The sequence below is a fragment of the Singulisphaera chitinilytica genome (assembly GCF_049331405.1).
In the GTDB taxonomy this organism is placed as follows: Bacteria; Planctomycetota; Planctomycetia; order Isosphaerales; family Isosphaeraceae; genus PoT.
This window is the reverse complement of record NZ_CP186274.1, coordinates 1,588,432-1,612,536: the sequence shown is the minus strand read 5'-3', so window position 1 is coordinate 1,612,536 and position 24,105 is coordinate 1,588,432. Positions and strand designations below refer to the sequence as shown.

At 64.6% G+C, this 24,105-nt stretch carries 23 protein-coding genes and 1 pseudogene; 13 read left to right on the top strand and 11 right to left on the bottom strand.

Going from position 1 to position 24,105, the window contains the following annotated elements:
- The first annotated feature begins 112 nt into the window (after positions 1 to 112).
- Together ACOYYX_RS06335 and ACOYYX_RS06330 are read left to right on the top strand one after the other, a co-directional pair.
- Complete coding sequence (locus ACOYYX_RS06335; RefSeq protein ID WP_422929085.1) at positions 113 to 769, top strand: hypothetical protein; 657 nt, start codon at positions 113 to 115, stop codon at positions 767 to 769.
- Positions 770 to 953: 184 nt separating this feature from the next.
- A complete protein-coding gene (locus ACOYYX_RS06330; RefSeq protein ID WP_422929084.1) occupies positions 954 to 1,397 on the top strand; it encodes a hypothetical protein in 444 nt (147 codons plus the stop codon).
- 6 nt (positions 1,398 to 1,403) lie between these two features.
- Here the strand turns inward: ACOYYX_RS06330 and ACOYYX_RS06325 are convergent, their stop codons facing one another.
- Positions 1,404 to 1,838: a hypothetical protein gene (locus ACOYYX_RS06325; RefSeq protein ID WP_422929083.1), complete on the bottom strand. Its 435-nt coding sequence runs from the start codon at positions 1,836 to 1,838 to the stop codon at positions 1,404 to 1,406.
- Between the two features lie 461 nt (positions 1,839 to 2,299).
- Between ACOYYX_RS06325 and ACOYYX_RS06320 the strand changes: the two genes are divergently transcribed.
- Entirely contained in the window at positions 2,300 to 2,659 is a 360-nt protein-coding gene (locus ACOYYX_RS06320; RefSeq protein WP_422929082.1) for a hypothetical protein, read from the top strand.
- 57 nt (positions 2,660 to 2,716) lie between these two features.
- Here ACOYYX_RS06320 and ACOYYX_RS06315 read toward each other — a convergent pair whose 3' ends face one another.
- Entirely contained in the window at positions 2,717 to 3,397 is a 681-nt protein-coding gene (locus ACOYYX_RS06315; RefSeq protein ID WP_422929081.1) for a hypothetical protein, read from the bottom strand.
- Positions 3,398 to 3,810: 413 nt separating this feature from the next.
- Here ACOYYX_RS06315 and ACOYYX_RS06310 point away from each other — a divergent pair, with 413 nt between their 5' ends.
- From ACOYYX_RS06310 to ACOYYX_RS06290, 5 genes are all read left to right on the top strand, one after another.
- Positions 3,811 to 4,749 carry an RNA polymerase sigma factor gene (locus ACOYYX_RS06310; RefSeq protein ID WP_422929080.1) on the top strand — a complete coding sequence of 313 codons (939 nt, stop codon included), beginning with the start codon at positions 3,811 to 3,813 and terminating at the stop codon, positions 4,747 to 4,749.
- Positions 4,631 to 8,050 carry a carboxypeptidase regulatory-like domain-containing protein gene (locus tag ACOYYX_RS06305; protein ID WP_422929079.1) on the top strand — a complete coding sequence of 1,140 codons (3,420 nt, stop codon included), beginning with the start codon at positions 4,631 to 4,633 and terminating at the stop codon, positions 8,048 to 8,050. The genes ACOYYX_RS06310 and ACOYYX_RS06305 overlap by 119 nt, the downstream gene beginning before the upstream one ends.
- Positions 8,051 to 8,291: 241 nt before the next feature.
- Positions 8,292 to 8,660 carry a hypothetical protein gene (locus ACOYYX_RS06300; protein WP_422929078.1) on the top strand — a complete coding sequence of 123 codons (369 nt, stop codon included), beginning with the start codon at positions 8,292 to 8,294 and terminating at the stop codon, positions 8,658 to 8,660.
- A gap of 160 nt (positions 8,661 to 8,820) precedes the next feature.
- Complete coding sequence (locus ACOYYX_RS06295; protein WP_422929077.1) at positions 8,821 to 8,943, top strand: hypothetical protein; 123 nt, start codon at positions 8,821 to 8,823, stop codon at positions 8,941 to 8,943.
- A 408-nt stretch (positions 8,944 to 9,351) separates the two neighbouring features.
- Positions 9,352 to 9,861 carry a hypothetical protein gene (locus ACOYYX_RS06290; RefSeq protein WP_422929076.1) on the top strand — a complete coding sequence of 170 codons (510 nt, stop codon included), beginning with the start codon at positions 9,352 to 9,354 and terminating at the stop codon, positions 9,859 to 9,861.
- Positions 9,862 to 10,118: 257 nt separating this feature from the next.
- Here ACOYYX_RS06290 and ACOYYX_RS06285 read toward each other — a convergent pair whose 3' ends face one another.
- Positions 10,119 to 11,279: a hypothetical protein gene (locus ACOYYX_RS06285; RefSeq protein WP_422929075.1), complete on the bottom strand. Its 1,161-nt coding sequence runs from the start codon at positions 11,277 to 11,279 to the stop codon at positions 10,119 to 10,121.
- A gap of 643 nt (positions 11,280 to 11,922) precedes the next feature.
- On the opposite strand from ACOYYX_RS06285, the gene ACOYYX_RS06280 reads away from it, so the two are divergent.
- The 3 genes from ACOYYX_RS06280 (at position 11,923) to ACOYYX_RS06270 (ending at position 16,237) form a co-directional block, all read left to right on the top strand.
- On the top strand, positions 11,923 to 12,987 hold the full coding sequence (locus ACOYYX_RS06280) for a prenyltransferase/squalene oxidase repeat-containing protein (RefSeq protein WP_422929074.1): 1,065 nt from the start codon (positions 11,923 to 11,925) through the stop codon (positions 12,985 to 12,987).
- 919 nt (positions 12,988 to 13,906) lie between these two features.
- A complete protein-coding gene (locus tag ACOYYX_RS06275) occupies positions 13,907 to 15,223 on the top strand; it encodes a hypothetical protein (protein WP_422929073.1) in 1,317 nt (438 codons plus the stop codon).
- Positions 15,224 to 15,403: 180 nt separating this feature from the next.
- Positions 15,404 to 16,237 (top strand): AraC family transcriptional regulator, encoded by an 834-nt coding sequence (locus ACOYYX_RS06270; protein ID WP_422929072.1) that lies wholly within the window; start codon positions 15,404 to 15,406, stop codon positions 16,235 to 16,237.
- A 133-nt stretch (positions 16,238 to 16,370) separates the two neighbouring features.
- On the opposite strand, the gene ACOYYX_RS06265 is transcribed toward ACOYYX_RS06270, so the two are convergent.
- The 5 genes from ACOYYX_RS06265 to ACOYYX_RS06245 all read right to left on the bottom strand — a co-directional run bounded on the left by ACOYYX_RS06265 (position 16,371) and on the right by ACOYYX_RS06245 (position 19,340).
- Positions 16,371 to 16,859: a VOC family protein gene (locus ACOYYX_RS06265; RefSeq protein WP_422929071.1), complete on the bottom strand. Its 489-nt coding sequence runs from the start codon at positions 16,857 to 16,859 to the stop codon at positions 16,371 to 16,373.
- A gap of 104 nt (positions 16,860 to 16,963) precedes the next feature.
- Entirely contained in the window at positions 16,964 to 17,464 is a 501-nt protein-coding gene (locus tag ACOYYX_RS06260; protein WP_422929070.1) for a VOC family protein, read from the bottom strand.
- A 285-nt stretch (positions 17,465 to 17,749) separates the two neighbouring features.
- Complete coding sequence (locus tag ACOYYX_RS06255; RefSeq protein ID WP_422929069.1) at positions 17,750 to 18,121, bottom strand: MmcQ/YjbR family DNA-binding protein; 372 nt, start codon at positions 18,119 to 18,121, stop codon at positions 17,750 to 17,752.
- Between the two features lie 80 nt (positions 18,122 to 18,201).
- Complete coding sequence (locus ACOYYX_RS06250; RefSeq protein ID WP_422929068.1) at positions 18,202 to 18,801, bottom strand: dihydrofolate reductase family protein; 600 nt, start codon at positions 18,799 to 18,801, stop codon at positions 18,202 to 18,204.
- Positions 18,802 to 18,857: 56 nt separating this feature from the next.
- Complete coding sequence (locus ACOYYX_RS06245; RefSeq protein WP_422929067.1) at positions 18,858 to 19,340, bottom strand: VOC family protein; 483 nt, start codon at positions 19,338 to 19,340, stop codon at positions 18,858 to 18,860.
- Between the two features lie 303 nt (positions 19,341 to 19,643).
- On the opposite strand from ACOYYX_RS06245, the gene ACOYYX_RS06240 reads away from it, so the two are divergent.
- Positions 19,644 to 20,738 carry a WD40 repeat domain-containing protein gene (locus tag ACOYYX_RS06240; RefSeq protein ID WP_422929066.1) on the top strand — a complete coding sequence of 365 codons (1,095 nt, stop codon included), beginning with the start codon at positions 19,644 to 19,646 and terminating at the stop codon, positions 20,736 to 20,738.
- Positions 20,739 to 21,348: 610 nt separating this feature from the next.
- Complete coding sequence (locus ACOYYX_RS06235; RefSeq protein ID WP_422929065.1) at positions 21,349 to 22,368, top strand: tyrosine-type recombinase/integrase; 1,020 nt, start codon at positions 21,349 to 21,351, stop codon at positions 22,366 to 22,368.
- Here the strand turns inward: ACOYYX_RS06235 and ACOYYX_RS06230 are convergent.
- From ACOYYX_RS06230 to tnpC, 3 genes and pseudogenes are all read right to left on the bottom strand, one after another.
- The gene (locus ACOYYX_RS06230; RefSeq protein WP_422931598.1) at positions 22,365 to 22,562 is read right to left on the bottom strand and encodes a hypothetical protein; all 198 of its coding nucleotides are present in this window, start codon (positions 22,560 to 22,562) and stop codon (positions 22,365 to 22,367) included. The two genes, ACOYYX_RS06235 and ACOYYX_RS06230, sit on opposite strands and share 4 nt — an antisense overlap.
- 413 nt (positions 22,563 to 22,975) lie before the next feature.
- On the bottom strand, positions 22,976 to 23,185 hold the full coding sequence (locus ACOYYX_RS06225) for a hypothetical protein (protein ID WP_422931597.1): 210 nt from the start codon (positions 23,183 to 23,185) through the stop codon (positions 22,976 to 22,978).
- Positions 23,186 to 23,239: 54 nt separating this feature from the next.
- Positions 23,240 to 24,075 (bottom strand): annotated as a pseudogene (gene tnpC, locus ACOYYX_RS06220) (IS66 family transposase).
- Positions 24,076 to 24,105 lie beyond the last annotated feature (30 nt).

The following is a 24,105-nucleotide window of genomic DNA, read 5'->3' as shown; positions in this document are numbered from 1 at the left end:
GTGTGCAAATCCTGCGGCGACGATGATTCAATAGACTGTGAGCGGCGTCGGATGGTCTCATCTGCGCGGTCATGCTCATCGATGATCTGAATAGCTTGCAGGGAGTTTTGCGATGAAAAGCCCCTCGCCTTCCCTCGAAGACCTTGCCAAGCGTGTGGCTCAACTGGAGAGAGAGCGACGCTACACGCGAGCGATCGGCCTCCTGATCCTGCTAGGTGCCGTCGCCTTGCCGGCCGCTTTCGCCACTCCGGTCGATGGGGTGAAGTCGATCTTGGCCGAGCGATTCATCTTCACGGACAAGGAAGGTAAGCAGCGAGGAATGCTGGGGGTTGAAAATGACGGCTCACCGGTCCTGATATTCTCGGATCGGCAGGGGAAACAACGACTCGTACTTGGTGTCAGGGCCCAGGAGGAATATCCTACGATTTCGCTCCTGGATCAGGATGAGAAGGATCGTGTCAATCTCATGATCACTCCCCAGAAGCACCCGGCGCTTTACTTCCTCAGCGCCGAAGAGCAAACGAGGCTCCTCCTGCAGACACAGCCCGATGGGTCGCCGAGCCTCTGCCTCTGCGATCCGAAAGGCGACGCTCAGTGCATCCTCCAGACCCTGCCGGACGGATCCTCGGGACTGAGCTTCTATGACGACGAGCAAGAGGTCAAGTTCCGATCGGGACGCCTCAACATGGGCCTCTCCCCCAAGGGGATTCCTTCCTTGCGGTTCCTCCGGAAGGACGGGACCGTCCAGTCCGATTTGCCCAATCCCTGAACTTCGTCGCCCGCACTCGAATATCAAAGCGAGCATCCCCGACGGCGACCATCATCGATCCATAGCCAAACATTATGTCATATTTCTAAGATCTTTGGTTAATCCAATCCATAATGCCCGGGGCGCGGAGTGGGGTTCTTGCATTCTCGCGCGGTGGGCCGCATAGCTCCGAAAGAGAGCAACGATGTCGATCGACCGTGCGGACTGGCACTTCAACGGCGACTTCCCGTCGGACTTGCCGCAAGAGAACGGCGGCACGCACATCGGGATGTTCCTCGCGTGGATCATCCTGAACGGGTTCCAGGGTGAGTCGCATAAAGAGGATTTCCCCCAGGAGTTGGAAGCCGTACGGGCCAGGGAGATGACCGGTCGCGAGTTCCTGTTCAAGGTGTGCGACGGCAAGTTCTGGGAGGAAGACCTGAACGAGGAAGGCAAGGCCTTCGCCGCCGCCTATTACTCGGGCGAGGGTGGCGAGGGATATGGCGCCTATATCCAGGATTATGAACGGCTTTTGACGGCGGGATTGCCATCGATCTATCACGTCGAGGATACGTGGTCGAACTATGACATCATCGCCCCGGTCATCAGTCGACGCCATGCCGAATGGCGAGCGTCAAGCTCGGGATGAGGCGATTCATCCGCCTCGGCCGGCGATGGTGACCTGATGCGAAGCCATCGGGCCATTGAGATCGGACGACATATTGCGATCGTCACCCCTCCGATCATTGCCTCGCTCGAGTTGAGGCGTTACGGCGTCGAGGATGCGGCCAGGCTCCTCGAGTTGGTCTCCGGCTGGAAATGAGGCGACGTCGATGTCGTGAAAATGGAGACAAATTTGGGGGAAGACACAGATTTCAGAATTAAATATATCGTCCATTTCAACCGGGAGAATTGCAGGCGTCTCCTCGACGAACTTCGATCGGTCATCGAGGGACATTGGCGGCAATATCGCGATGAATGGAGTGCAGCGTCCCCCGAATACCCGATCGAGGTCGAGGCTCGGCTCGCTGAGCTTGTCACCGCCAGGATGGAGTCCATCGAGGCTCGCGGGCGTTTCAGGTATTTCCATGCGTTCTCCTTTTCTTTCTCGCCCCTATCCACGCACGCCCCGACTCTGTTCATCCGGTGTTCGGAGGATGACACCCTCTCCGTGATGATCACGGTGCCACGATGGATCTCGCACGAGATTCGCGGGCAAAGAGAGTTGGATCGCATGTATTGGGAATGGGACACGATTTGCAGGAACCGAGGGGAAAATCCGCCAGAAAGTCTCGGACCAGACATAGATCATCCGAGCCATGATTCATGGTACGCCACGCAAGTATTCCTCGGCGAAACTGATTCTGTCTGGCCTGAAAATCGGGAATGCTTGAGGAATATCATCGGGTGCCTCGAGGGGATCTTCGCCATTCGCGAGTTCGAGATGGATCCGCGATTGCAGTCCGAACTCGATTCACCAGATGCATCAACTTGACGGCCCTGAGCCACTCACACAGCATCCTTATCATTTCATGACGGCTTCCCCTTGATATGGCTGATAAAGTCCTTGCCATCATCCGCGAAACGATGCTCCACGAGAATATCCTCGAGAGCATGGAATTCCGGCCCGGGACTGGCGAGGTGGTCCTCCGGATTACGCAGATCAATGACCGATCCGCCTGGCCTGATTATGAATTGACGCTGACGTTCTCCGAGGTCCGCACTTTCACCGTCACGAGATCCGGGTCGTTCGATCGGCTCGGCGATGAGATTCTGAGCTTCGAATGTCGGGCCGAGAGCGGGTACTATGAGGCGATGATAGGCGTCGGCGTGGGATTCGCGGAGTGGTCGGTGCAGATGACATTCAACGGCCTACGATATCAGCGAAGGCCTGACAGTCCAGCCACTTGATATTAGCTCGGGGTTGATGACGCGAGCCCCTGATGAGGCGGAGGCGTTGACCGAACCCTAAAGATCCCAGAGGGAGATGGCGACGTAGCCATAAGGGACGGCGACGGCGATCCAGGCGGCTCCGAGGAGTCGGCCGAGGCGGTCGAGCCAGGTGGGCTCGGGGACATAGCCACGGCTGACGATCATCGTCGACCAGCAGCAGGAGACGACCACGCCGACTTGCATGCTGACGAAGAGGGCAAGGCCAAAGACGTGCGAGGTCTTGGGGATCGCTCGATCCGTCAGGAGCCAGTGCAGCAGGGCGACCGCGAGGGAGAGACCGATCACCGTCGACGCGGCAAGGCTCGCCATCGCCCCGGGTTGCCGGGTGAATCGACGCCGAGACGGTCGAGGCGCTCGCAAACGCAACAGCAAGCAGCCAAAAGTCCACGACGCCAAGGTCGGAAGGACCAGCGCAATGCCGAGTTCGACGGAGAGATTCACGAACTCCTCGAACGAACACCCGCCAGAAGACAGCGTCCTGATCATCCTCCAGAGCGATGTCGGCCCGGCAACGTCGACCGCCTTCCGGCTCAGGGAGAGGCCCGTCGCCGTCGCCGCGACCAGGATCATGCCGTCGGCGAGGCCGAAGGGGCGCGAGCGACTCGACCTCGATGAAGAGGGGCTCGCGGCCGGTGAGGCTCCCGCGTCGTTGTGGGTTTGGCTGCGCGGATCGTCGGCGGGGGGCTCGGTACTCATGCCGATCGTTTTAACCGACGAGTGGATGGGGATGCCACGGGTTGGCGGACCCGGGCTCGGGATTCGGAGACGGCCGCGTGTTAGCCTGTCCATGAGGCAGGGCGGCGAATCGAGCCGGCGAGGCGATCGCGGGGCGGGCCGACGATTCGTCGTAAGTGTCCGATTCGCAACGGGTGCGGCCGAGGATGAGGCGGCCGGGAGGCTCGTCGCGAGAAGAATTCGCGGGGCGGGCCGAGGAAAAAACGATTGGCGAGGACGGGACGTGACACTAAGCAGGTCTTCACGGGTCTCGAGGACGACGCGTGATGGGTCACGAATGGATTTCGAGGCGGCGACGGGCCGGGCGAGATGGCGGACCTGACGGGCCGGGGTGAGCCCTGGATTTTCGGCGACAACGACGGGGGATTCGAGTCGTGACGAGCGGACCTTCTCAGATCGCGAGCAGGAGCCTGACCGTCTTGTTCGAGTCGGGGACGGTCGTCGGCCTCGGCGACCACGAACTCGTGGCACGGTTCGCGGCCCGGAACGACGAGCACGACCAGGCGGCCGAGGCCGCCTTCGCCGCGCTGGTGACGAGGCACGGGCCGATGGTCTTCTCCGTCTGCCGCGCCACGCTCGGCGACCGGCACGAGGCCGAGGATGCGTTCCAGGCCACGTTCCTCGTGCTCGCAGGACGGGCGGGCTCGATCCGGTCGAGGCGGTCGGTCGGCCCCTGGCTCCACGGCGTCGCGCTGCGGGTCGCCTCGAGGGCCAGGGCGAACGCCTCGCGACGCAGGCTCCACGAGCGGAGGCGCACCGAGATGGCCGCAAACGAGGGCGTCGGCGCGGGCGCCGGGATCGACGGCGACGTCGCCCGCGCGATCCACGAGGAAGTCGGGCGGCTCCCGGAGCGGTTCCGCAAGGCGGTCGTCCTCTGCTACCTCGAAGGCCGGACCCACGAGATGGCCGCCGAGGAGCTGGGATGCCCCGTCGGGACGATCCGGAGCCGCCTGGCGGCCGCCCGCGAACGCCTCAAGGGCGCGCCTAACGCGGAGGGGCATCGCCTCGGCCGCGCCGCTGGAATGGCTCGTCGCGTCGTCGGCCAGGCTCGCGGCCTCGTCGTCAACGGCCCTGCCTGCGGGCCTGGCCGAAGGCGCCATCTCGGGGGCCATGCGGATCGGACTCGGACCCGAGGCGCTGGCCGGGACGGTCTCGGCCGGCGCCCTCGCCTTGATGGAAGGAAGCCTCACTCACATGCTCATAAAACGCTTCATGCTCCTGGCGACGACGGCCCTCGCGGCCGGCGTCGCGACGGCCGGCGTCGGCCTCGCCTCATACCGCGGCGGCCAGGGCCCCGCGCCCGCGAAAAATAAGGCCGAAGGAGCCGGGGACGTATTCCCTAACAGGCAATTCGCGGACGTGGTGACGCGCGTCGGCGCGGCTCCGAAGGATGCGCCTCGGGGGATAGAAAACGAGATCACTCCTATTGCTAAAGCGAACCCCAACGCCCGGATCAAGCCCGAGCCGGCGGATCAGGCTCGGAATGCGGAGGGTCCGACCCCGGCTCTCTACGCCGCGGCACAGGAGCCGAAGGCCGAGCCAAAGTCGGATTCGCCCGCCGCGCCGGAGGCCGCGAAATCCCTTACATCCCCGCGTCAGCGAGAAAAGCCGAAGGAGTGGCGGGGCGTGGTGCTCGGCCCCGACGGCCAGCCGGTGACCGACGCCATCCTCGTGGCGGGAGCCTTCGACGTCGGGCGATCGGGCCACCAGATCCTCAAGATTGATGCCCAGGGGCGGTTCGCCTGGACCTTGCCCGAGGATGCGGATTATACCTGCCTCGTCATCTACAAGAAGGGCCTGGCGGCCGATGTCCTCGCGGTCCCTGCCGATGCATTGGCGAACCCGCTCGACCTGAAACTCCGCCTGGGCAAGGCCGAACCGTTCCGTGCGAGGCTCGTCGACGAAGGCGGTAAGCCGTTGGCCGCGGCGAAGGTCCGTGTGACCACGATGTCGTCCGCCACCGAGACGAAGCACGGCTCAGGCTCGAGGGTCAGCATGAGCTTCGAGCGCGTCCCTCGGGAAGTCGTGGCAGGGAGCCCGGTCGAGGAGCTATTCACGACGACGACCGGCGCCGACGGGTCGTTCACGTTCGAGGCGATCCGACCGCAAACCGGCCTCAAGCTGGAGGCGACTGATGCGGGAGGGAAATTGCGGCGGATCAGGGCGAAGTCGGACTCCCCCGCGTCGATCCAGATGTCGTTGGAAAGCATGGGGTTCTCCACCGCGCAGCCTGGCGAAACGACCAAGCTCGTAGCGGTCCCGGCTGCGAGGATCTCCGGGCGAGTCGTCTCGACGCTCCCCGAAGTCGGCCTGACCGGGCTCAAGGCTGGTTATCAGTCAAGTCACCCGCCGGGGGCGCCCATTACGTCGGGCAACACCGGGGCGGACGCCATTGTCGACCCCGAGGGCCGGTTCGCCTTCGACGGCCTTGCCGAAGGGACGGTCAACGTCTTCGTCCGCGGGAAAGGCGAGAACAAGACCTGGACCTACCGCGCGGCCAAGGACGTGAAGTTGACCCCGGGCTCGACCTCCGAAATCACGCTCGAGATCATCCGCGGGGTCGAGGTCGAGGGGACGGTCGTCGCCAAGGGGACGGCCACGCCCATGGATCAAGCCGAAGTCGGAGTTTATGGGCCGTTCCGACCCAAGTCCGGTGCGATGACGACCGGCGCGATGACGGATGCGAAGGGTCGCTACCATTACCTCCTGCCTCCGGGGGAGACCTACTTCTACGTCATGGGTCCGCCGGAAGGGTACACGACGATTGCGGACGAGGGCTCCAGCCGCACCGTGAAGATCCCCGAGGGGGCCTCGCGCTTCGAGGTCCCGCCGCTCGAGGTGGTCCCCGCCGTGACGGTCCGGGGCAAGGTGATCGATACGGCCGGGGCGCCGGTCGTCGGCGCGAAGATCATCGGCGTCTGCCAGGGGAATATCTGTGAGTACCTCAAGGGAGGCGAGGCCACGACCGACGCCAAGGGGGAGTTCCGACTGCCGGTCGGAGCCTACAATACCGTCGCGGCCGACACGCTCGCGAGGTTGCGAGTTCGCCTCGGCGACGGCAGCGAGCAGGATGCCGCCATCGTCCCGGGCAAGGATGGCGAGGTCTTGGTCAAGGTGGCCGTCGTCGATAAGAACATGAAAGAGATCAAGGGCCCGACCGAGATCGCGCCGGAGGAACTCGCCGGGGTCGTCGTGGACGCCGACGGCAAGCCGATCGAAGGGGCCGAGGTCGACGTCTGGTCCTGGTATCCGGGCAACGAGGCGAAGACCGACGGGAAGGGGTTCTTCCAGGTCAAGGGCCTCGACAAGGGGAGCCGGGTCGAGGTCATCGTCAGCAAGCCCGGGTACACGCCGCAGCTCTTCCTGACCCAGCCCACCGGGGCGCCGAACTGGGTCGTGGCCCTGAGTAACAAGACGTTCTTCGAGGGCCAAGTCACGGGCCCCGACGGCAAGCCCGTCGCCGGTGCCCTGCTCCGGGCCAATCGCGGGCCGAAGGAGATGGATGGCGGGCGGATCACGGGAATCTGGACCGAGGCGACGACCGACGCCGAGGGTCGCTACCGGATGTATGCCCAGGCCGATGCATATGACATACAAGTGCGCGTCCCCGGCGTCGGCGTGGCGAGGCTCCCCCAGACGCCGCTCGAGGTCGACGAGGCGAAGCACCTCGACATCCGCCTCGAACCCGGCGTGGCCTTCCGCGCGAAGCTGGTCGACAGCCTCACGGGCGAACCCGTGCCGGGGGTCCGGCTCTGGCACAGGCAGCACAACGGGATCGAGGGGCGCTCGGGCAAGGACGGCGTCGTGGAGATCGCCGGCATGATGCCCGGTCGGTTCAATTTCCAGGTGGATGGAGAAGGCTACGCACGCTGGTGGTCGGAGGAGGCGGTCAGCGAGTGGAGCCGCTTCCAGATTCTTGATGGGCCCTACGGTCGCTGGCAGCGGAATTTCGACGAGCTCGACTATGACCTCAGGGTCGGCATGAAGCCGGTCACGATCGTCGTCGAGCGAGGTGTGACGGTGAGCGGCCGGGTCCTCGACCCTGCGGGCAAGCCGGTCGTCGGCGCCACGGTCGCCCCGGCCCTCACGGGCAGCGGCAACTCCCTGACGGGCGACACGCGCTTTAGCGTCGCGACCGGCGAGGGGGGCCAGTTCAAGGTGGTCCTTCCGGCGAGCGGCGAGCGCGACTACAACCTCATCGCCCACGACGGCAAGTACGGCGAGTGGCGGACCTGGGCCAACGGGGTACTCCCGCCCATCCGCACCAAACCCGGCGAGGAAATCCGCGACGTGGAACTCCACCTCACCGAGCCCGCCAAAATCCGCGGCCGCGTGACCGACTCCGCGGGCCATCCGGTCGCGGAGACCGAAGTCCAGGCCAGCTCGACCGACGGCGCCGAGAACCGCTATTACGTCCCGACCGCCAGGACCTCGGCCGACGGCAGTTATGAGCTGAAGTTCATCCGCCCCTGCGAGCAGTTCATCCAGGTGGCCCCCTTCTGGCTCGACGCCCGGAACGCGCCCGCGAGCAGCAGCCGCATCCTGACCCTCACCAAAGGCGAGGTTCAGGAGGGCGTGAACTTCGAGGTCGCGAAGGCCCCGGGTTCGAAGTGACGCCAGGCGACGACGGGCCTTGCATCGGCCTCGCAAGCCTTCACGAGCACGCCGACTGCCGGCGTGCTCGTGGCCCTTGGTTTATGATATAATCATCACATCTATTTTCATGGACGCGATTCTCTTCCCGCTGGGTTTCGTGACCTCGGTGGCGTCTTGTCTCTCATTTCGGGCGGCCACGCCGGGCAAAGTGTGGCTGGCGTTCCGGCGCATTGCAACATCCGGGGCTTGAAGGATTGCCATGGTGACGCGGGAGGCGAGTTACGCGCTATCGGTTTTGCTGGCCTTGATCCTCTGGCTGTTGATTGGAATGATCTCGCAACGCGGCGGATGGAGCAGCCAGCTTTGCGGATTTGAGCCGTTCGATCTCCAGTTCGAGTTTCAGGAGCTTGGCCTGCGTTTCCAGGAGGCTCGTGAGTTCATTCACTTCGGCCTGGGTCAGCTCGCCTCGCCTGGCTTTTTCCTTGAGCTCGGTCAATGGGTTCAAGGCATCGTCGGTGGAGGTGCTGTTGCTGCTGAGGACGACCAGGACCCCATCCCTGATGCATGGCTTGAGGCCAATTTGTTCGAGGCCGATTCGAATGATGACGTGAAGAGGTATATTTTCTAGTTCGATGTTGGAGATGGAGGCGTCTAGCGTTCTTTCGGCCTCCTGTAACCCAATGGGATCAACATAGATCGGGATCCCGTTCGGCAGGTCTTCGCCCTGGGTCTGGGTCCTGATGAATTGCAGGAACTCTCGTAGGATCACTTCATTGGGGAATTGGGCCGTGACCCGGGTGTTCAGCCTGGAGTTGATGGCCTCGTTGCGTCGGTCGGTCTCGGGGTCGCGATGTCCGATGACGCGGATCGGGCTCGGCTTCCGCCCGATGACGCTCGATTTCGGCGACTGAACATCAACACGAGGGCTTTCACCGACCTGGCCCGATTTGGCCGGGGTTCCGGTCGCGAGGACGGGGGCGAGGCCTCGGAATCACTTTGAAATGTCGCAAAGGAGGCGGGTCGGACACAACTTTCTTCGGATTTTGTCCATTCCCAGGTGGGAAGCGATCGGCGCACGGGGATGTCGGTGACAGGCGGCCTTCGAGGATCATGGATCGGATCCGGGGCTTCGGGGCGTGGTCGGCGGGATATGCAAGGGCTCGACCCCGGGGGGCCGGCCGAGGAAAATGGAGGGCGAGCACGGAACGCGGATGGGGCTCCTGCCCAGAGGCGTCGCGAGGTTGATGGACGTGGTCGAGCCACGACCGGGCGAGAGGCTGAACGGCGAGGGCGTCGGCAGCCCTGGGAGGCGGAAGCCGATGAGCGACGAAAAGGACACGCAACGTCCCGAGGCGGATGCCGAACTCGAACGGGAGGTCCGCGAGGAGCGCAAGTTCAGCCTGGAGGAGGCCATCGGGCGGATGGCCGGCCCCGGCGCCTTGAAGGGGGAGTCGCCGGTCCCTCGCATGCAACAGGCCGAGGTCGAGATCGGATCCTGGCTCAGGAGCCACCTGGCGGACAACGCCGGGGCCTTGCAGGTCGTCTTGCTCCGCCAGGTCGAGGGGAGCGAATCCCTGCTCAACAACTTCGATCGGCCAATGCTCGTCCTGGCCGCCTTCTGCCGGCGGATCCTCGACTCGGTCTACCTCCTGGAAGAACTCGTTCGCGAGACCGACGCCGAATGGGGGCGCCTGATGGGCGAGCGGCCCTACTTCGATGCGAAGGGCTCCCCGCCCGATCCCGACGACCCCTACACCATCGAATCCGTCCGCAACGCCCTGGCCGGACTCCTCGAGAAACTGGCCGCATCGACCTCCGGCCCTGGATGACGGATCGACGGGGGCCGGCCGGGCGCGGCGTGGGGTTGCGATGCACGCCCGCTCCCTGAATTCGCGGCCCGCGCCCCTTGGACAGGGTGCCATCCAGGAGGACGTGGATTCCGCCGTTCGCGCCCCCTATCCGGATGCCCGCCGGCTAGACCTCGGTCGACTTCTCCATCGACAAATCCCACCGCCTCTTATGGCGACGAGCGAACGAACTTAGCATCAAGTTGGAATCAAAATCTGATTCTCTGGAAGACGCCAACCTATCGCGCGTGGCCGAGGTTATGAGCAATCAACCAACTGCCGCCAATGCGTCGGAAATGCACTGGAAAATATCGCGGGAGGTAAGAAGCGACATCACGCTTCTCGGCTTCCTTGGCATCCGGCACGGGACGTCTGTCGATCCAATACCCCGAAGCCTTATCCCCCTCGATCCGGATATCCTCGCTTCCGAGCAACCTACCGTATCCCTCAGGCGCACCCTGGAGCTGCTGGAAGCAATCGTCCAGGAATGCGGGGATGTCGCCAACCCGTTTCCGGAAGACCTCGGTCATCCAGGCAGCCGCCGTTTCCGCGTCGTCTACGGGCGGATTCCCCAAGGTCTCGAGAAACTCCTTTGCTTCCTTGGTTCGCACGAACTGGCCGGGAAAGTCGCTTGCGTCGATCAGCTTGAACTTGAGGTGGTTCTCGATAACCCCAATCAATTCGGGGCACTTCCTCCCGCCCGACACCGCGACGAAGAGCAACTCCCGGATGACGGCCCCTTGCGATGCAGGCGTCAGGCAACGGGCCCATGCCCGCCAATCCTGCTTGGCCACGGCGAGGTTGTTCGCGGCCACGACATCGTACGGGGATGCGAAGGCTTTCTCAGCATCCCGAGGCAAAACAACCTCTACCTTTGGGGGCCGTGTGACGGGGAGCAGGCAGTCGGGCGGCAAGAGCTGAGCGAGCCGTTCCGAGGTCGTGGCGGGTGGCCAATCCAGCTTTCGCATCGGGAGGAGGCGGAGGCCCTCTCGCCCCAGTTCCTCGCGGACGATTGCCAGCAGTCGATCGGGCAAGCCGGGATCCTTACTGCACCAGGACATCCAAACGAACACGCGCGGATTGTCGGTCCTCCAGGTGACGCCCCCTTTATAAAGGCCGCTAGAGACATCCCCGTCAACGCCCTCCCTGGTGACATTAATAAGAACAGAAACACGCCCAGGGCGAGTGATCGATACCGCGTCGCCCTTCGTCGGGATCTCGATCCGATCGTCGGTAGGCGCTTCTATGGCCCGTCGATAGCCTTTCGGCATTCCCACAGGGTCGACAAAGTCGATGGGATGGATCGGCACACTCGCCAAATGCTTCAGAATGCGATCCTCGGCGGCACGATGCTGGATACTCCGCAATGCGCGTTCAATCGGCGGAAGGGCCCTCGACATCTCCTCTCCCACGGCCTTCTCGGCGTCACGCGTCTCTCGCTGCACGACCGGTCCGACTGCGGGGTCATCCAGAACCTGCGCCGGGGCCGACTGGCAGACGAGAAGGACGAACATCGAGCATGCGAAGAATCCTGAAAAGCGAGCACGGGGGGGAAACATCGCAAACCTCCTGTTTGATGCAAGTCTCTGCCACTGCGGAACATCCCAGTTCCTATGACCGGCTCTCTACTCCTGCGGCGTGTTTGCTTTTTCAGCCTCGAATCATCCAATTCAATACCTTCCAGCCCGTTTCAATGCAACCACGATTCCACGCGACTCGGCTCTAAATCGCTGGGGAATACAAGGTTGGAAAAAGGTGCAGGGAAGATACTCAGGCCAGAAAATGACTCTGGGTGATTGATGACACCTCGAGCGTGGCGGATCGCGAAACGGGCAGAGGCTCGAATCGCGAGCTGCTGTCGTAAGGCAAGAGCAAGCAGCGCGACTCGGCTCGGAGAGACGGCCATCAGAGTTACCGAGTCCGGGGATCGGGCGGCGGGAAGTCGGGGTGGGATCGGGGTGATGGCCTCGGGGCGGGGGCGAGGGTAAGATCGAAGGTTGCAGGGTCATCGATGGAGATTCCTCGGCAAAGGGGACCTGGACCATGGGTCGCACGTCAAGGGTCGTGGCGGTGTGCCTGGGGCTCTGCGTGGCTCGGCTCGCCGGCGCGAACGAACCGGAGACGAAGCCGAAGTCGGCGACGATGCCGATCAACGCGACAGAGAAAGTACGCGGGACGGTTGAGCGCGCCATCGGATATTTGCAGGACGAGAGCGCCGACTGGCTCAAGACCCGAAAATGTGCGGCCTGCCATCATGTGCCGATGCCCCTCTGGGCGCTAGGCGAGGCGAAGCGGTACGGGTATGCCATCGACGAGAAGTACCTGGCCGACACGGCCGAATCGCTGCTCGGGAGCGACGAAAAACTGCTGGCGACGCGGATCTTCCCCAACCCGGCCGAGAAGCCCGACCCTCGCCCGCAAGGCCGGGGGCTCAACATGGGCCTGCCGATGCTGGCCGTCGCGGCGAGGACCCTCCCCTCGCCCCCCGCAGGCCAGGGGCGGAGCCTGACGCGGATCGCCGAGGAGATCGTCAGGAAGCAGCAGGCGGACGGCTCCTGGGAGTTCTTCGCAACCCTCCGCCGTCCCCCGATCAACGAGAGCCAGGCCACCGACGTCGCATGGATCATCATGGCCCTCGACGACGAGAAGGACGCCCCCGAGGCGCAACGCGCGGCGCTCGCGAAGGCGAGGGCCTGGCTCGAAAGTGCGAAGGACGCAGACCTGCATCAGGACAAGGCCTTGCGGGTGATCCTCGGGGTCCGATCGGGCAAGTCGGCCGAGGGCCTCAGGCCGACGATCGACGAGCTGCTCGCCCTGCAACGCCCCGACGGCGGCTGGAGCCAGACGGTGCCCGAGCCCAGGAGCGACGCCTTCGCCACCGGGCAGACCCTCTACGCCCTGGCCCTGGCGGGGTTCTCGCCCGACCGGATCGAGGTCCGGCGCGGGATCGACTTCCTCGTCGCCAATCAGGATGATGATGGGAGTTGGCCGATGACGTCGCGCTCGACCCCGAACGGCCTCCCCGGCGGCGCGAAGCTCTTGAGCCCGATCACCTGCGCGGCCAGTTCCTGGGCGACCCTCGCGCTGGCGAGGCTCGTACCCCGCTGACCGCAGGACCGCCCCGGGGGAGGATCGATGCGGAAGGGTTCGCTGCTTCGAAAGTTCGCCGCGATGGCCTGCGGCCTGGGAATCGTCATCGCGATCGCCTGGCTGGCGCCCTGGGCCGCCGCCCGATTCCAGGGCCGTTTCTGGGCGATGTTCGACGACTACAGGCCCCCCGAGCTCGGCGTCAGGCGCGGGCAGGTCGCCGAGCGGACCCATCGCGGCGACGGCCCCGCCGAGCGCTCGAGGCTCCTCGCGCCGTTCCCGATCGCCATGGAGGCGCCGGCGAAGGGCCCCGACGGCTCGACGAAGCTCCGGTTCAAGGTGCCGGCCGACACCCCGCTCGGCATCTACCCCGTCCGGATCCTGACCGATGAAGATATCAGCGATCCGTTTCCCCTGGCGGTCGGGCAGCTCTCGGTCATCGACGAGAATCAGCTCGGCATCCGCAGGTCGAGCGAGAGCCGGTTCGTCTCCCCGCCCGCGGTGGTCGAGGGGCGGCTCGGCGACCGCGCCTGGAAGCCCTTCCTGCTGACGGGTAAGGCCGGCGAGCGGATGCTCGTGCAGGTGCAGTCCGCCGGCTTCGGCTCCGACTTCGATGCCGACGTCCGGTTCGGCTTCGCCGCCCCCGGCGACGCGAACGCCCTGACGCTCTCCGGCGGGGACCTCGCCGACGCCCCCTTCTTCCCGACACTCCGCTCGTCAGGGACGCAGGACATCCGACTCGGCCGGGCCGAGCGCATGATCCTGCCCGGACGCGACGCCGACGGCTATCGCCTGACGATCGGCGCCCTGCCCGCGGCGGCCGAGGTCTATCCGCTGGGGGGCCGCCGGGGAGACGATCCGCGTCGAGCTGCGCGGGGGGACGCTGCCGGGCCCCGTCGTGGTGCCGGTGGCCCTCCTGCCCTTCCCCGGCGAGTCGGTCGTGCGGCTCAGGGTCCCTTCGAGCCAGAAAGGCCAGGACGGCACGCCGCTCGACGTCGAGGCGCTGCCGCCGCTGGTCGTCGACGACCTGCCCGAGGTCCTCGAGCCGACCACGCCCGAGGCGCCGGCCGCCGAGGTGCCGACGCCCGTCGTCCTCAACGGACGCATCGATCCGAAAGATGATGTCGATTCCTTCAGGCTGGCCGTGACGCCGGGGCGCCTCTACCGCGTGAGCCTGGAATCGCACGGCCTGGGCTCGGCGCTCCGGGCCTCGCTCAGGGTGAAATCGTCGCGCGGGCAGGTGTGGGCCTCGGGCCCGACGAACACCGTGGAGGCGACGGCCGGCGTCCCCGAGCACGAGACCCCCGACCCCTCGGCCGTCTTCGTCGTCCCCGAAGGCCCGGCCGAGGTCGACCTCGAGATCCGGGGCGACTGGCTGGACGCGGGCCCGGAGCCGGCGGCGGCCGAGCATGGCCACGCCTACCGCGCGAAGGTCGTGCCGGTGACCCCCGGGTTCTCGGTCGACCTGCTGACGGCCCAGGTCGGCGTGCCCCGAGGCGGGACGGCGGCGGTCGGCGTGGTCCTCAGGCGAGACGGCTTCAGGGGGCCGGTCACGCTGGGGCTCGCCAATCCACCCTCCGGGCTGACCTTCATCCCCGGGAGCATCCCCGAGGGCAAGTCGATCGGCTCGTTCACGGTCGGCGCGTCGCCGGACGCGGGCTTCGAGCCGGTCTACCTCGACGTGGTCGGGCGCGGATTCCTCCCCGGCTCGAAAGTGCCGATCGTGGCGCACGCCCGCAAGGCCCTGCCCTTCGGCGAGCCGACGACCATGCCCTACCGGGAGCCCCCCGACGAGGCCGACGGCAAGGCCGTCTCGCCGGGGATCCCCGCCTACCTCCGCACGAGGGTCCTGAGCCAGGCCGGCCTCCTCGCCGCGCCGGTGCGCGCCACCGAGATCGTCGGCGAGGCCCTGCCCCGGCCGATCCGGCTCGCGAGGGGCCGCAGCACCTTCTTCCGCGTGACGATCCGGCGATCCCCGAGGGCCGAGGGGCGCCTGACCGTCGACCCCCTGCCCTTGCCGGTGGGGCTCGACGTCTCCCAGGGGCTGATCGGCGAGAGGGACAACGAGGCCTTCATCTCGGTCGACGCCGAGCCCGACTTCCCGCTCGGGACGACGACCGTGGCCCTGCTCGCGAAGGGGACCATCGGCGGCGTCGAGCGCTCCTTCGCGCTCCCCGCCCTGACCCTGGAGATCGTCGGCGACGCGGATGCCATCGGCTTCCCCGACGGCGTGGACGCCTTCATGCCCGAGCGTTGAGCCTCGCCGGCGTCGCCCCCATGACCCGGCCGATTCGATGGGGGACGGACTGGCCGTCGGGCCGGGAGTCCGCCGAGAAAAAGGCTTGAGGGCGCCCGCCGCTTCGAAAGACCGCAAGAACGATCAAGCGGGGCTTCGAGGCCGGGGGTAGAGTGGCGTCTCGCAAGGGAGGAGAGGTCCGTGGATCCAGTCCGGAAGGCGCTCTGGTATGTCGAGAGCCACTCGCGCGAGCCGATCTCCCTGGACGAGATCGCCAGGGCGTGCAAGGTCTCGAGCTTCCACCTCACGCGGGCCTTCTCGTCGAGCGTCGGACTCTCCCTGATGCGATACGTGCGGGCACGCCGCCTGACCGAGGCGGCCAGGGCGCTCGCGGGCGGGGCCGAGGACATCCTCGCGCTGGCGCTCGACGTGGGGTACGGATCCCACGAGGCCTTCACCCGAGCCTTCCGGGACCAGTTCGCGCTCACCCCGGAGCAGGTCCGTGCCCAGGGTCATCTCAACAATCTCCGACTCATGGAGGCTATCGCCATGACGACCGTGCCGGCCCCCGACATCGCCCCGCCGACCCTCGAGGAACGCCCGCCGATGCTCCTCGCCGGGCTCATCGAGCGTTATCAATGCCAGGCGCCCGGGGGCATCCCCGACCAGTGGCGGCGGTTCGCCCCGCAGATCGGGCGCGTCCCGGGCCAGGCGGACCGCGACAGCTTCGGCGCCAGCACCAACTTCGACGCCGACGGCAATTTCGACTACATGTGCGGCGTCCGCGTCTCGAGCCTCGACGACCTGCCTCTGGGGCTCAAGGGGCTCTCGATCCCCGCGCAGACCTACGCCATCTTCCGCGACAAGGGGCACATCGCCGGCATCCGCGCCGTGTATGAGGCGATCTGGCGCAAGTGGATCCCCGAATCCGGCCACAAGGCCGCCGAGGCCCCCACGCTCGAGCGCTACACCCCCGAGTTCGACCCGGCCACCGGCCTCGGCGGCTACGAGATCTGGGTCCCCATCCAGGCTTGAACATCCCGGCAAATCCACGAAGGGCCGTCGCCTTCCCCGCGCGATCGAGGGGAGACGACGGCCCTTCGCTTGGAGGCCGGCCCTCGCGTAAACGGGGCCGGCCTCCGCTTGAACATAGGATTTCGCGATGGGATCAGACGCCGGCCGGCTGGGCGCAGGCGTCGGCCATGGCGGCCTGCATCTCTTCGGGGGAGAGGGATTTGATGCGGGTCGCGAAGGACCAGTTATGGCCGAAGGGGTCGGTGACGATGCCGTAGCGGTCGCCCCAGAACATGTCGGCGGCGGGCATGGTGATGGTGCCGCCGGCCTCCACCGCCTGGTTGAGCGCGGCGTCGCAGTCGGTGACGTAGCGATGCAGGGTCACCGGGGTGCCGTTGAGGGCCTTCGGCGACGACGCCTTGCCGCAGTACTCGGGGAAGTCGTCGTTGAGGAAGATCATGTTCTTGCCGATCATGATCGCCGCGTGCATGATCTTCTCGCCGCGCGGGTCGTTCATCCGGCACATTTCCTGGGCGCCGAAGGCCTTCTTGTAATACTCGAGCGCCTCGGCGCACCCGTCGCAGACGAGGTGGGGGATGACGCCTTCGTAGTGGACGTCGGCCGGCTTGTTGGAATCGCTCATCTTCCGTCTCCTTTGAGAAAAGCCCGGATCGGTCGTTCGCGAACGATCTCACGGATGATCGTTCGTCATCCCGCATTCATTCATCGAAGGTGTTCGATCGTGTTTCAGTGGACCTCGGCCGGGGCGGCTCCGGCCGCGGCGGCGCGTTCGAGGTCGGCGATGACGATCTTCGCCATCCCCATCATCGCCCCCATGACGCGCCCGGCCGCCTTCGGGTCGGGGTTGCCGAGGAGCCTCGGCAGCGCGGTCGGGACGATCTGCCAGGAGAGCCCGAATTTGTCCTTGAGCCAGCCGCAGCGGCTCTCGGAGCCCCCTTCGGAGAGCTTCTCCCAGTAGTGGTCGACTTCCTCCTGGCCCTCGCAGTTCACGACGAACGAGATGGCCTCGGAGAACTTGAAGTGCGGCCCGCCGTTGAGCCCGACGAACTTCTGCCCCTCGAGCACGAATTCGACGGTCATGGCCGACCCTGCGGGCCCCGGCCCCGCCTCGCCGTACCGCACGACATTCACAACCTTGGAATTCGGGAAAACCGAGGCATAAAATCCGGCGGCCTCCTCGGCCTGTCCATCGAACCAAAGGAAGGGCGTGATTTTCTGGAGTGCCACGGTCAATCCTCCGACAACGTCCCGAACCTTCGTGGCGGCCCTTCGACCCCACCGTCAGCTAGTCGATCGGCCCCACGCGAGATCGACATCGATCCCGAAAAAACCTCGAGATTTCCCCAAGTGCCCCGCGACCAAGATCATGCGCGTCGAGGGCCGAAGCGTGTCGATGGTTCGTCGTTGAAAATGTAAAAATAACAATACCGTAGCGGGTCGCCGTCGATCTCTCGTGGGCCGCCACGGTATCGGTGTTGATGAGTCGGCGATTGGGCTGGAGGCCCCCGGCTTTCAGGCGGGCGGAATCTCGTTGAGGCTCGCCTTCTTCCGGGGCTTCTTCGCCTTGCCGTTCTTCTCCACTCGCAGAGTCCAGGCGAGTCGGAGCCCCTTGAGCAACTGCTGACGGGTCGCCTCCGCGAGGCGGATGTGCGTCGCACCTTGCCTGCCCCAACCGCCGGAGACGGGGAGGAAGACGTCGGGGGATTCGGCGATCAAGGATTGCTGGAGTTCGGGGGAAAGCATCAGGTTCCCGAAGCCGAGGGCCTCGTGGGCGAGGGTCGCGAAGATGCGACCGCCGACGCGGAAGTCGGCGGCCCCCATGTGGGCGCTTTCTTCCGCGTCGTCGAAGCCGAGGGCCAGTTCCCGGAAGTCGTTCGCGTCCATGAACGCTGTCCTTTCTGGCCGCGGCATCGCTCGGCCACTCGCGGATCCTTATGAGATGACCACCCCGGACGGAGGCACGTTCACGTCGACGATGGTTGACCCTTCAGCGGCCCGACGTAGCGATACGTGTTCAAGAGGACGCCCGTGGGCGTGGTGAAGGTGCTGACGAACTCGAGTTTGCGGGGGTCGACGCTGTCCGAGAAGAATCGCTTGCCCAGGCCCAGCAGGAGCGGGTAGACGATCAGCACCACATCGTCGACCAGGTTGTGCTCGAACAGCAGGGGCGTCAGGGTGGTGCTCCCGCTGACGATCAGGTCGCGACCTTCCGTCGCCTTGATGGCGCGAATGCCTTCGAGGACGTCCGCGCCGAGGTCCCGGGCGGGGCCCCACTCGAGGCTTTCCGGCCTGTGGGTCGCGACGTATTTCGTGGCACCGTTCAGGGCGTCCGCGATCGGGCTGCTCGGGGCCTTCGGCCAGAAGCCGGACCAGAGGTCGTAGGTGCGGCGGCCGAGCAGCAGGTCGATGTTCGTGCCCTGGGCCTCGAGCAAGGCCGCGGCCCCGGTCGGGGTCCGGTAGGGGACCGTCCATCCCCCCCTCGCGAACTCGCTGTCGTCGTCAGGTGCGCCGGGCGAGACCACGCCGTCCAGCGAGAGGTGTGCGAAAACCTTGATCTTTCGCATGTCGAGTCTCCTTGTGCCTTTCGGGCGTGAGGGCTCAGGGGCGGGGGATTCCCGACTTACTGACCGGCCCGAGCGGCCTCGATCGCGGCGATGTCGATCTTCCCCATCGTCATCATGGCTTCCATGGCCCGCTTCGCGGCGGCGCGATCCGGGTCCATCGTCGCCTCGAGCAGCACGCGCGGGGTGATCTGCCAGGAGAAGCCCCAGCGGTCCTTGCACCAGCCGCAGGCGGACTCCTCGCCGCCGTTGCCGACGATCGCATCCCAGTAGCGGTCGGTCTCTTCCTGGTCCTCGGTCACGACCATGAAGCTGACCGATTCGTTCGGCTTGAAATTCGGCCCGCCGTTCAGGCCGACGTAGGCCTGTCCCAGGAGGGTGAATTCGACGATGAGTTCCTCGCCCACTTTCGTGGACGGATTGTCCGCGGCGGAGGCATGGGCCTTCCCGACGTGGGTATCGGGGAAGACGCTCGCATAGAACTCGGCCGCCTTGCGGGCCTCGCCGCGGTCGAACCACAGGCAGGTGATCATCCTGGACATCGTCGTTCTCCTCACTTGCCTTGGGATGAAGTCTTTGTCTCGAGATGTTCTCAACCCTCGGGGATTGGAACTTTTTATCGTCCTAGAGTCAACGGACGTACAGTAAAAATCAGGGAGATCTCGATCCCAGCGGGATCGGCTCCGGATTCTGGCCACCCGGATTCGATCTTCGTTGCCCCCGGATATGAATAGAGGCTGGGCTGCTTAAACTCGGGGAAGGGTGAATGTGGTCCAAGGGTAAATCGAGAGGCGATTTGCCCGAGGCCTGACGATTAAGTATTGTCCTCTTTGAAGGGAGTCATCATGATCGGCATCCGTCGGGCTGCGATCGGAACCCTTGGGCTCGTGATGCTTTCGGGGTTAGATACTGGGGTTATCGCCCGTGCGCAGGAGATCAAGCTCGTCCTGGCGGAGAAGGAAATCGCGCCGAACTCGGAGCCGGTCACGGCGATCGCGTTCTCGCCGGATGGCCGCCTGATCGCCACCGGGCATGGGCGATTCCTGGGGCTGCTCCAGGAGTCACTCCCCGGCCTGACGATCCTCCGGGATGCGCGCACGGGGAAGCGTCTCGTCAGCATCCCCGCGCTCAAGGATGGCGTCGAATCGGTCGTCTTCTCTCCCGATGGAAAGACCCTGGCGATTCTCGAGTATGTCGGGGACATCCGGCTCATCAACGTCCCCGAAGGTCGAGAGATCCGCAAGTTCGACCTGGAAGAAGAGGAACGAATTTACGCGTCGATCGCCTTCTTTCCGGATGGCAAATCATTGGTCGCGGGCATGACGGCAGAACCCGAAGACCCCGCGAATGAGGCCGTGGTCCTCGACGTCGCCACGGGGAAGAAGATCCGCACTCTCGTCGGCCACGTCGACTCCGTCGCCTCGGTGGCGGTCTCGCCGGACGGGGCGCGAATCGCCAGCGGATCCCATGACGGGACCGTCAAAATCTGGGACGCACGGACGGGGAACCTGCAGGCCGATTTGACGTCGACGCTGCCGAAAACAGATCCCCAGAAAGCCGATGACGGGCTCTCCGACTTCGAAGTGAAGTCCGTCGCATTCTCGCCCGATGGCCGCACCGTCGCCGCCGCGATGATCCGCCTGGACGTGGAATCAGCATCGGTCGAGGTCTGGGAAGTCCCGACGGGAAAATCCAAAGGCACATTGAAGGGGCTCGACCCCGAGATCCGCCAGGTGGTCTTCACCCCGGATGGGAAGTCCTTCGCGACGGTCGGCTCCGACGGGGACACCAGGCTCTGGGATACCGCGACCTTCAAGGAGTCCGGCAAGCTCCGGGGATACTGGCCGCTCGCCTTCTCGCCGGATGGCAAGAAAGTCTCGGTGACCGTCGACATCAAGACGGTCCTCATCCTGGATGCCCCGCGGGCGCAGGGTCGTTGAGTGACTGTCCCACAAGGCGGGGAAACGGCTCAGGACGAAAATGGTCCATGATCGTTCTGACCCGTTTTCTGAACCGCCGGTGGGCGGCAATATCCTCGGCGAGAGGAGTGTCGTTTGGGCACGGGCCTATCACCGAAATCAAATCCCATGGACCCCTTTCGGAGCGTCTGGTACCGGCTCATCTTGCTCTTCTTCGCCGTGTATCAAACCGTGTTATGGTTCGTCCTCGGGCCGAGCAACCCGGGGTACGCGCTGGGGGTGGTGGGTTTAACATTCGCCCTCGGGCCCGCGTTGGCCCCCCCTGGGGCATGATCTCGTTGTGAAAGTACTGGTCGTTGAAGATCAGACGCCCCTTCTCTTTCATGTACCACTGCATCGCCTTCTGGATGAATTCCGCGTCGTCTTTTTCGCGGAACCCCAGGCCGGCGAAACTGCGGCGGACGGTGGTGGCGAGGGCATGGCGCGTCTCGGGTATCCGAGATCTCTCGTACCGGACGCCCAATCATCTTGAGCACAAATTGTTTATGGCGATTGACGTTGACTCTGGTCAGAGAAGTGGTCAGAGTTTGGCGGTTGTGAGGATTCGGGGCCAAACCAGGAGGGCCGACAGGTGCACTACCCCAAGCCGTTCTACCGCAGCCAGCGAAATGGGTATGTCGTTCAGCTAGGCAAATCTCAGAAGCTCTTGGCCAAGGGGCCTCAGAGCCCCGAGGTAGAGGCCGAGGCATATAAGGTCTATCATCGCCTCATGGCGAGCGAGGGCCTGGCAACTCCTACCCAGGATCATATCGTCCAACATGCAGTCGACATCTTCCTCGATGATGTCAGACAACGGGTCGAATTAGTCACCTTCGAGTTTTACAAGAAGAAGCTCCAAGGGTTGGTGATGCGCTATGGCCGAATGAAGGTGAGCGACCTCAAGCCCCATCACGTCTTGTCCTGGGTGAAGACACGCAAGTGGACGAAGGCGACGATGAGAGGCACTGTCGTCGCCATTAAGGTCTGTTTCGCCTGGCTGGCAAAGAGCGGGAACATTGCCAGTAATCCTCTCTCCGACATCAAGCCTCCGAGGGCGAATCGAAGAGAACGCACCCTGACGCCGGACGAGCGGGAAAGGATCGCGAGCATCGCCAACCCTCAACTCCTCGATTATCTGAATGCCCTGAGCTGGACCGGTTGCCGGCCTGGAGAAATCATGCGGCTCGAAGCGAAGCATATCGACTTCGAAGCCGGGTGGGCCGCGCTCCCCGGGAAGACGACAAACGCGACGGGTCTCTTGATCGAGTTCCCGCTCATCCCGGAGATGTACCAGATGTGCGAACGGCTGGCCCAACTCCATCCGATAGGGCCGATCTTCCGGTCGACCATCGGTGGGACCTGGAATCAAAGCTCGGTACGTCAGGCGCTAAGAAGGGTTACTGTCAAGCTCGGGATCGTGGGTGTCACCGCTTACACCTATCGCCACAGCTTTGCAACAGACGCCCTGCAACGCGGGATCCCGTTGACGGACGTGGCCGCGCTAATGAACCATCGCAGCATTCAGACGACCATGAACTACAACCACATCAAGGATCGTCGAGGGCATCTCAAGGAGCAGGCCCAGAAGGCACAAAAAGACCCCCAGGCCTAAGCCTGGGGTTTGATGTGCTTGTAAACGTACCCGTGATCAGATGGCAGAGAATGCCGAGGCTTCGGGCCCGTGGCCTCCACCCTCGCCCGTTTCTTGTAGGCGTCGATATCGGCTTGCTCTATCCGAATCGTGCCACGGCCCCTGCCAATCCGCAGATGCCCGAGCAAGCCATTCCTACACAGCACATAGATCATCCCGTCTGTCACCTCGAGCTGCTTCGCTGCCTCGGCTACTGTCATGGTCTGAACCTCATCCTCCCGTAAGAACCCGTCTCGAGTTCGCAACGCACAGGCCAACGACGCAGCATGATGAAACAGCCGAGATCCATTTCCTCGGTTCCATCTCGCACGACGAAAGCCGGTTACTTCCCGCGCCACTCCTCGATACAGATGCGTGAGGATATCGCTCGGGCATGAAGCGGAGCTGCGGAGGGCAGTGCATCCGCCTCACTCTGCACAACGACGGCGCAAAGCCAGGCATTTCAAAGAACACGGCGGCCAAGAGGTTCGAACCGAGCATCAAGGCCGCCGCAAATCTCTGCCTCTTTGCAGGGATGAATCAAGCTCTCGGAGCAGCTACGACTAGAAGACGATCAAAGCTTCCTCGGCTAGACCTGGGGTTTGATATGCTTGTAGACATATCCAAAATCAGGAGCCCGTTCTTCGCGGGACAGTCGAGGCCGCGGCTCAACCCTTGCGATCTTCCGGTAGGCGTCGATGTCGGCTTGGTCGATTCGAATCGTCCCGCGCCCTCGCCCAATGCGAAGGTGTCCGAGCTGCCCATCGGCGCAAAGGGCATAGATCGTCGACCGCTTCACCTCAAGCTGTTTTGCAGCTTCGGCGTAGCCGTTCACAGGGTGGGATAGGTGAAATCAGGGGACGTTCGATTCAGGCGTGTGGATCGGCAAGAGGGAGGGGGGCGCTTGGCCGCGACGGTCCGCTTCAAAGCAGGTCGTCAGGTAATCCAGCACGTTGCGACCCTGCTGACGACAGGTCGCCACGACCGTCAGCATCCGCTCCACGAACCGACTCCCGTCTACGCTGTCGGTCCCGCCACTGATCCGTCGCCAGATCACCGCGTGTCGCAACGCCCGCTCGACCACGTTGTTCGTCGGCTCGACTCCCCTGACTCGCGCGAACGTCCACAGGCCTTCTTCCACCTTCAGGATCTCGAAGCAGGTCGCCGCGGTCTTCGCGCACGAGCACCGCGATCCCTTCTCAAGGGCCTCCTTGACCTCGCGCGCAACCGTCGCATTCGCTCATGGAATTGCCCCCAAGGCACGGTCCCATCGCGCACTCGGTGCCAATGGTGAAACAACCGGTCCGACAACGAGAGCAACGGCCTCCCGATCCGCTCATCATCACCGCCTCGGTCGATCATGGCCTGGAAGTCGCGCCGCAGATGGGCCCAGCAGGCCTGTCGCCCGAATGCCTTGATCCATTCATACGCGCTGTAGCGGTCGCTCCCGACCGCCTTGTCGCCCTGGCTCCCCAAGAGGGCACGGGCGACCTCGCCGCTGCGGTTCTTGGCGATGGTGAAGGCGGTGCAGGACGAGGTCACCGTCGCCCACAACCAGACCTTGACACGACCCTGACGCCACGACGTCTCGTCGATGTTCACCACGTCGGCATCGTGGACCGAAGTCGCCAGTTCGTTGTATGGGGCCTCCAGGGCCACGGTCGACTGCCGTTCCAGCTTGGAGATCATGCCGGTGGAGATCGAGGGTGAGGTGGACCC

What these genes read in the sequence shown, in the direction of transcription:
- ACOYYX_RS06250 (WP_422929068.1), bottom strand. Translation starts at nt 18,801, where the DNA reads ATGCGAAAGATCAAGGTTTTCGCACACCTCTCGCTGGACGGCGTGGTC.
- ACOYYX_RS06320 (WP_422929082.1), top strand. Translation starts at nt 2,300, where the DNA reads ATGGCTGATAAAGTCCTTGCCATCATCCGCGAAACGATGCTCCACGAG.
- ACOYYX_RS06245 (WP_422929067.1), bottom strand. Translation starts at nt 19,340, where the DNA reads ATGTCCAGGATGATCACCTGCCTGTGGTTCGACCGCGGCGAGGCCCGC.
- ACOYYX_RS06265 (WP_422929071.1), bottom strand. Translation starts at nt 16,859, where the DNA reads ATGAGCGATTCCAACAAGCCGGCCGACGTCCACTACGAAGGCGTCATC.
- ACOYYX_RS06280 (WP_422929074.1), top strand. Translation starts at nt 11,923, where the DNA reads ATGGGTCGCACGTCAAGGGTCGTGGCGGTGTGCCTGGGGCTCTGCGTG.
- ACOYYX_RS06230 (WP_422931598.1), bottom strand. Translation starts at nt 22,562, where the DNA reads ATGATCTATGTGCTGTGTAGGAATGGCTTGCTCGGGCATCTGCGGATT.
- ACOYYX_RS06300 (WP_422929078.1), top strand. Translation starts at nt 8,292, where the DNA reads ATGGTGACGCGGGAGGCGAGTTACGCGCTATCGGTTTTGCTGGCCTTG.
- ACOYYX_RS06240 (WP_422929066.1), top strand. Translation starts at nt 19,644, where the DNA reads ATGATCGGCATCCGTCGGGCTGCGATCGGAACCCTTGGGCTCGTGATG.
- ACOYYX_RS06305 (WP_422929079.1), top strand. Translation starts at nt 4,631, where the DNA reads ATGCTCATAAAACGCTTCATGCTCCTGGCGACGACGGCCCTCGCGGCC.
- ACOYYX_RS06285 (WP_422929075.1), bottom strand. Translation starts at nt 11,279, where the DNA reads ATGTCGAGGGCCCTTCCGCCGATTGAACGCGCATTGCGGAGTATCCAG.
- ACOYYX_RS06330 (WP_422929084.1), top strand. Translation starts at nt 954, where the DNA reads ATGTCGATCGACCGTGCGGACTGGCACTTCAACGGCGACTTCCCGTCG.
- ACOYYX_RS06255 (WP_422929069.1), bottom strand. Translation starts at nt 18,121, where the DNA reads ATGGACGCGAACGACTTCCGGGAACTGGCCCTCGGCTTCGACGACGCG.
- ACOYYX_RS06335 (WP_422929085.1), top strand. Translation starts at nt 113, where the DNA reads ATGAAAAGCCCCTCGCCTTCCCTCGAAGACCTTGCCAAGCGTGTGGCT.
- ACOYYX_RS06325 (WP_422929083.1), bottom strand. Translation starts at nt 1,838, where the DNA reads ATGGAAATACCTGAAACGCCCGCGAGCCTCGATGGACTCCATCCTGGC.
- ACOYYX_RS06290 (WP_422929076.1), top strand. Translation starts at nt 9,352, where the DNA reads ATGAGCGACGAAAAGGACACGCAACGTCCCGAGGCGGATGCCGAACTC.
- ACOYYX_RS06315 (WP_422929081.1), bottom strand. Translation starts at nt 3,397, where the DNA reads ATGAGTACCGAGCCCCCCGCCGACGATCCGCGCAGCCAAACCCACAAC.